Source organism: Pseudidiomarina gelatinasegens, assembly GCF_004025325.1.
Classification (GTDB): domain Bacteria; phylum Pseudomonadota; class Gammaproteobacteria; order Enterobacterales; family Alteromonadaceae; genus Pseudidiomarina; species Pseudidiomarina gelatinasegens.
On sequence record NZ_RSFE01000011.1, the window covers coordinates 45,380 to 51,580 of the forward strand.

At 46.2% G+C, this 6,201-nt stretch carries 9 protein-coding genes; 8 read left to right on the forward strand and 1 reads right to left on the reverse strand.

All coding sequences use genetic code 11. From position 1 onward, the window contains the following. The first annotated feature begins 3 nt into the window (after positions 1–3). From rplO to rplQ, 8 genes are all read left to right on the forward strand, one after another. Entirely contained in the window at positions 4–438 is a 435-nt protein-coding gene (gene rplO / locus EGC76_RS11295; protein WP_128353112.1) for a 50S ribosomal protein L15, read from the forward strand. A 5-nt stretch (positions 439–443) separates the two neighbouring features. Continuing rightward, positions 444–1,772, forward strand: a complete 1,329-nt coding sequence (gene secY, locus EGC76_RS11300) for a preprotein translocase subunit SecY (RefSeq protein ID WP_128353113.1) — start codon at positions 444–446, stop codon at positions 1,770–1,772. A gap of 25 nt (positions 1,773–1,797) precedes the next feature. After that, complete coding sequence (gene rpmJ / locus EGC76_RS11305; protein ID WP_055439830.1) at positions 1,798–1,911, forward strand: 50S ribosomal protein L36; 114 nt, start codon at positions 1,798–1,800, stop codon at positions 1,909–1,911. Positions 1,912–2,043: 132 nt separating this feature from the next. Beyond that, a complete protein-coding gene (rpsM, locus tag EGC76_RS11310; RefSeq protein ID WP_128353114.1) occupies positions 2,044–2,400 on the forward strand; it encodes a 30S ribosomal protein S13 in 357 nt (118 codons plus the stop codon). A gap of 14 nt (positions 2,401–2,414) precedes the next feature. Continuing rightward, positions 2,415–2,804 carry a 30S ribosomal protein S11 gene (gene rpsK / locus EGC76_RS11315; RefSeq protein ID WP_034734070.1) on the forward strand — a complete coding sequence of 130 codons (390 nt, stop codon included), beginning with the start codon at positions 2,415–2,417 and terminating at the stop codon, positions 2,802–2,804. A gap of 30 nt (positions 2,805–2,834) precedes the next feature. After that, on the forward strand, positions 2,835–3,455 hold the full coding sequence (gene rpsD, locus EGC76_RS11320) for a 30S ribosomal protein S4 (RefSeq protein WP_128353115.1): 621 nt from the start codon (positions 2,835–2,837) through the stop codon (positions 3,453–3,455). Between the two features lie 25 nt (positions 3,456–3,480). Then, complete coding sequence (locus EGC76_RS11325; RefSeq protein WP_128353116.1) at positions 3,481–4,470, forward strand: DNA-directed RNA polymerase subunit alpha; 990 nt, start codon at positions 3,481–3,483, stop codon at positions 4,468–4,470. 38 nt (positions 4,471–4,508) lie between these two features. Next, complete coding sequence (gene rplQ, locus EGC76_RS11330) at positions 4,509–4,910, forward strand: 50S ribosomal protein L17 (RefSeq protein WP_128353117.1); 402 nt, start codon at positions 4,509–4,511, stop codon at positions 4,908–4,910. 73 nt (positions 4,911–4,983) lie between these two features. On the opposite strand, the gene EGC76_RS11335 is transcribed toward rplQ, so the two are convergent. Continuing rightward, on the reverse strand, positions 4,984–5,574 hold the full coding sequence (locus tag EGC76_RS11335; RefSeq protein ID WP_128353118.1) for a hypothetical protein: 591 nt from the start codon (positions 5,572–5,574) through the stop codon (positions 4,984–4,986). Positions 5,575–6,201 lie beyond the last annotated feature (627 nt).

Sequence of the window (6,201 nt, forward strand, 5' to 3'; positions counted from 1 at the left end):
TTTATGTACTTGAATACGATCTCCCCTGCACCTGGTGCAAAAACTAGCAAAAAGCGTCTCGGCCGTGGTATTGGTTCAGGCCTTGGTAAAACGAGTGGTCGTGGTCATAAAGGTCAAACTTCACGGTCTGGCGGTTCTATTAAGCCAGGTTTTGAAGGCGGACAAATGCCAATTCAACGTCGTTTGCCGAAGTTTGGCTTTACTTCACGCAAGTCAATTACGACTGCTGAAGTGAACTTGGCAGAGATTGCAAAAGTTGCTGGTGATACTGTAACCCTTGCTTCATTAAAAGAAGCAGGCTTAATTCGTCACGACGTGTTGACTGTAAAAGTCATCAAGTCAGGCGAAATCAGCCGTAAAGTTACAGTTCAAGGCATCAAGGTCACCAAAGGCGCCCGCGAAGCTATTGAAGCTGCTGGCGGCAAAATCGAAGGATAGAGCACATGGCTAAACCAGGATTGGAATCTAACAGAGCTCAAGGTGGCACGTCGGAGCTTAAACGTCGACTGCTCTTCGTACTCGGCGCGTTAATCGTGTTCCGTGCGGGCTCCTTTGTGCCGATTCCTGGTATAGATGCCGCAGTATTGGCGCAACTATTCGATCAGCAGAAAGACACCATCGTGGCCATGTTTAACATGTTCAGCGGTGGTGCTCTTGAACGCGCATCGGTATTCGCACTAGGTATTATGCCGTACATTTCGGCTTCGATTATTATGCAATTGGCGAGTGTGGTTCATCCGCGCTTAGCTGAGCTTAAGAAAGAAGGTGAAAGTGGCCGTCGTAAGATCAGCCAATACACGCGTTGGGGTACATTAGTACTCGCAACTTTCCAATCAATTGGTATTGCCACTGGCTTGCCAAACCTAATGCCAGGTCTTGTTATTGACCCGAGCTTTGGGTTTTACTTCACGGCTATCGTGAGTTTGGTTACTGGTACCATGTTCTTAATGTGGTTAGGTGAGCAGATTACCGAACGTGGAATTGGAAACGGTATCTCTATTCTGATCTTCACCGGTATTGTAGCAGGCCTTCCGTCGGCCATTGGTCAGACGGCAGAGCAAGCACGTCAAGGTGATTTGCATTTATTATTGTTATTGCTAATTGGTGTTATTGTTCTCGCAGTTACATATTTCGTTGTGTTCGTAGAACGTGGTCAACGTCGTATTGTAGTGAACTATGCGAAGCGTCAGCAAGGCCGTAAGGTGTTTGCCGCGCAAAGCACACACTTGCCATTGAAAGTTAATATGGCGGGTGTAATTCCACCGATTTTCGCATCAAGTATTATTTTGTTCCCAGGCACCATCGCAACTTGGTTTGGCCAAGGTGAAGGTGCGGTAGCAAACTTCTTACAAGAGCTTTCGTTGACATTGTCACCGGGTCAGCCCCTGTACGTAATGCTTTATGCAGCAGCAATAATCTTCTTCTGTTTCTTCTATACCGCGTTGGTATTTAACCCACGCGAGACAGCAGATAACTTGAAGAAGTCGGGCGCGTTTATCCCTGGTATTCGTCCAGGTGAGCAAACCTCCCGTTACATTGATAAAGTGATGACACGTTTGACGCTTGCGGGCGCCCTATACATTACCTTTGTCTGTTTGGTTCCTGAGTTCATGATGATTGCGTGGAACGTACAATTCTATTTCGGTGGTACGTCGCTTTTAATTATCGTAGTTGTTATCATGGACTTTATGGCGCAGGTCCAAACTCATCTGATGTCACATCAGTATGACTCGGTCCTGAAAAAAGCTAATCTGAAGGGCTTCGGCCGTTAAGATTGGATAATTACGGAGTGTAGCAATGAAAGTTCGTGCTTCCGTGAAGAAAATCTGCCGTAACTGTAAAGTTATCAAGCGCAACGGTGTTGTGCGCGTAATTTGCAGTGACCCTAAGCACAAGCAACGGCAAGGTTAATTCGATGAAGAAGACCGCAGTCAAAATTAAATTTTTGGCTGCGGCTTTGATATGTTTGCAAATTGGCGACTGGTTGAGTATCCTAACGGGCTTTTCAAATCCGGTCACCCATAAACTAAAGGAGACGTGTTAGTGGCCCGTATCGCTGGCATTAACGTTCCTGACAATAAGCATGCAGTCATTGCCTTGACTGCGATTTACGGTATCGGCCGTACTCGTTCTAAAGCTATCCTAGCTTCGATCGAGTTGCCGGAAGATACTAAAATCGGCTCTTTGTCAGAAGAAAAACTGGATGTACTTCGTGAAGCAGTAGCTAAGTTTACTGTTGAAGGCGATCTTCGCCGTGAAGTATCTATGAACATAAAACGCTTGATGGATCTCGGATGTTTTCGTGGTCTACGTCATCGTCGTGGCTTGCCTCTACGTGGACAGCGCACTAAAACAAATGCGCGTACCCGTAAAGGTCCGCGTAAACCAATTAAGAAGTAGGGAGTTGAGAAGAAATGGCTAAACAACCAACTCGTACTCGTAAGCGCGTTAAAAAGCAAGTCGCTGATGGCATGGCTCACATCCATGCATCTTTCAATAACACCATTGTGACCATCACTGACCGTCAAGGTAACGCGTTAGCATGGGCAACTGCAGGTGGTTCAGGTTTCCGTGGTTCACGTAAATCTACCCCATTTGCTGCACAGGTTGCTGCTGAGCGCGCGGGTGAAATGGCGAAGGAATACGGTTTGAAAAACCTAGAAGTGTTCGTAAAGGGCCCAGGTCCTGGTCGTGAATCATCGATTCGCGCATTGAACGCTGTAGGTTATCGCATCACGAACATTACTGATGTGACGCCTATTCCTCACAACGGTTGTCGTCCGCCTAAGAAACGTCGCGTTTAATAGGCGCCAAACGATAGTTGGAGAAAGAACATGGCTAGATATTTGGGTCCAAAACTCAAACTGAGTCGTCGCGAAGGAACAGACTTGTTCCTGAAAAGCGGCGTACGCGCAATCGATACGAAATGTAAACTCGAAAGCGCACCGGGTCAGCACGGCGCACGTCGCGGCCGTTTGTCTGATTACGGTTTGCAGTTACGTGAAAAGCAAAAGGTTCGTCGTATCTACGGCGTACTGGAAAAGCAATTCCGTAACTATTACAAAGAAGCTGCCCGTATTAAGGGCAACACTGGTGAGAACCTGCTGCAATTGCTTGAGCAACGCCTTGATAACGTGGTGTACCGTATGGGCTTCGCATCAACTCGTGCTGAAGCACGCCAGTTGGTAAGCCACAAAGCAGTAGTAGTGAATGGTCAGGTAGTCAACATTCCGTCGTTTAAAGTACGCCCGGAAGACGTTGTGACAATTCGCGAAAAAGCGAAAAAGCAGGCGCGGATCGCAGCCGCATTGGAACTCGCAGAACAGCGTGAGAAGCCAGTATGGTTGGAAGTAGACGGCACTAAGATGGAAGGTCAGTTTAAACGTCTTCCAGAGCGTGCAGATATGTCTGCTGAAATTAACGAACAGTTGATCGTAGAGCTTTACTCTAAGTAAAGCTTAAGCATAAAGAGAGGACACAATGCAGGGTTCTGTTACCGAATTCCTAAAGCCAAGGCTAGTCGATATCGAACAAATTAGCCCGACTCACGCTAAAGTGACGTTGGAGCCTCTTGAGCGTGGCTTTGGTCACACGCTGGGCAACGCGTTGCGCCGCATCTTACTTTCGTCAATGCCAGGTGTGGCAGTGACTGAAGTTAAGATTGAAGGTGTACAGCACGAATACAGCAGCAAAGAGGGTGTTCAGGAAGACATCATCGAGATTCTGTTGAACCTTAAAGGTTTGGCAGTAGTCATGGAAGGCAAAGATGAAGCGATTCTGACCTTGAAAAAATCCGGAGCGGGCCCTGTCAAGGCTGGCGACATCACGCATGATGGTGATGTTGAAATTCTTAACTCTGACCACCTCATCTGTACGTTAACAGGTGATACTGAGATTGAAATGTCAATCAAAGTAGAACGTGGTCGCGGTTATGTTCCAGCTTCGGCACGTCAGTCCGCTGACGATGAAGAGCGTCCAATCGGTCTTCTATTAGTTGACGCTTCTTTCAGTCCAGTTGAGCGTATTGCTTACAGTGTTGATTCAGCACGTGTTGAGCAGCGCACTGACTTGGATAAATTGGTTATCGATATGGAAACCAACGGTACGTTGGATCCAGAAGAAGCGATTCGTCGCGCTGCAACAATTCTTGCTCAACAGCTTGAAGCGTTCGTAGAATTACGTGACATGAGCGAACCAGAAGAGAAAGAAGAGAAGCCGGAGTTTGATCCGATTCTTTTGCGTCCGGTAGACGATTTGGAATTAACTGTGCGTTCTGCGAACTGTTTAAAAGCAGAAGCTATTCAGTACATTGGTGACTTAGTGCAGCGTACCGAAGTTGAGTTATTAAAAACTCCTAACTTGGGTAAAAAATCGCTCACCGAAATCAAAGACGTGCTTGCATCACGTGGTTTGTCACTAGGCATGCGCCTAGAGAACTGGCCACCAGCAAGCTTGGTTGATCGAGACTAAGTCATCTTTTACAGAGATTTACTGAGAAGGGTATAGGTATGCGCCATCGTAAGAGTGGTCGTCAACTCAACCGCAACAGCAGCCATCGTAAAGCGATGTTCAGCAATATGGCAAGCTCACTGGTTCGTCACGAAGTGATTAAAACCACGCTGCCAAAAGCTAAAGAACTGCGTCGCGTTATCGAGCCGCTAATTACTTTAGCTAAGCAAGATAGCGTAGCAAACCGCCGTATGGCTTTTGCTCGCACTCGCGACCAAGAAGTAGTTGGTAAGCTGTTTAATGAACTAGGTCCACGTTATCAAGAGCGTGCTGGTGGTTACACTCGTATTATGAAGTGTGGCTTCCGTGCTGGAGACAACGCACCTATGGCATACGTTGAACTTGTTGACCGTCCAGAAGTAGACGTTACTGAAACTGAAGAAGTTGCAGTAGTAGAATAAGTAGCTTTGAAAGAAGTTACATAAAAAAGCCGCTCAATTGAGCGGCTTTTTCGTTTATGGAATATCTGTTTTTTTAATGATTCAGGATTAACTCAAGCTCATCTTCAGAAAGTTCGTGCCGTGCCGCGATGACCTTCAGTTGCTCGGCGGTGATACCACCAGCATCATAAGCGCTTCGTAATAAAGCGATTGCACGTTGGCGTTCAATATCTTGTGCTTGAAGTTCATCCGTATCTGAGGCGCTACCAATAATATCGCTGATAGTGTCGGCAAGGTAACCACCGAGAGCCGGTGCCGCCGCAAGTACAGAACGAATGATTGACTCTAGCTTGCCAACTTCAGCTTCTTTATTAGCGCGTAAAATACCATCGGCTGTATGAGGCTCAGTTAATACAGCAACCCGAATTACTTCGTTAAATTGTTCGGGATTAATTTGATCGACGGTACTAACCATTGCTTCAGCATAGCTTGGTTCAGTCTCGACGCCGATACGAACAATTTCGGCTGGGTCTGCAACTTCCAGGTTTAAAGCGACGGTTATAATGTCGCGAGTAAATGCAGGCTCAGCGTCAATAGCGGCTTTTATGATATGGCGGTAGTGGTTTGGATACCGTTCAAAAGCAGCATATAGGATAGGCTCCACATGTTGCGGATAATTGCCCATTAAGACCCTTACGGATCGAGTTGAGGAGAAATTTCGTTGTTCGTAGTATCGAAGCATCCGTGCATAAGTTTCAGCTAGACGTTGATTTTCCTCGTCTAAAACATAAGTTTTAGTCTTAGAAACTTCAGTGACAGCAGAATCTGCCGCGTATGTAGCGCATGTCATAAATACGCTCGCAGCCAATAAAGTTGGTAAAACTTTCATAGGCGCACCCCGATTATATCATTATGTCTTTGTAGTAATAATTAGTGACGATTTGTAAACATAGCAGTCTTTATAGACAAACAATAGTCAAACTTTGTTCAATTTGGGTAAAAATAAATCACTTGAACAAAAATATGAAAATAGATCTTGCGCAGTTGGCGGCGATCCTTATAATTCGCCGCCGTTGTCACCAAGTGATGACGCCGGTTCAGAAGGTGATGTAAATCACAAAAAAAGATCCAAAAGGATCTTGACCTGACCAACGGATGACGTAGAATACGCATCCCGCTTCACGAGAAGCGAACGCTCTTTAACAATATACCAAGCCAAGCAAACTGTGTGGGCACTTACCGGATTCAGGCAAGTAATACTTGAAAGGTACGGAACCTCTAGCGAGGGAAAGTACACCTGACTGATTGGAAA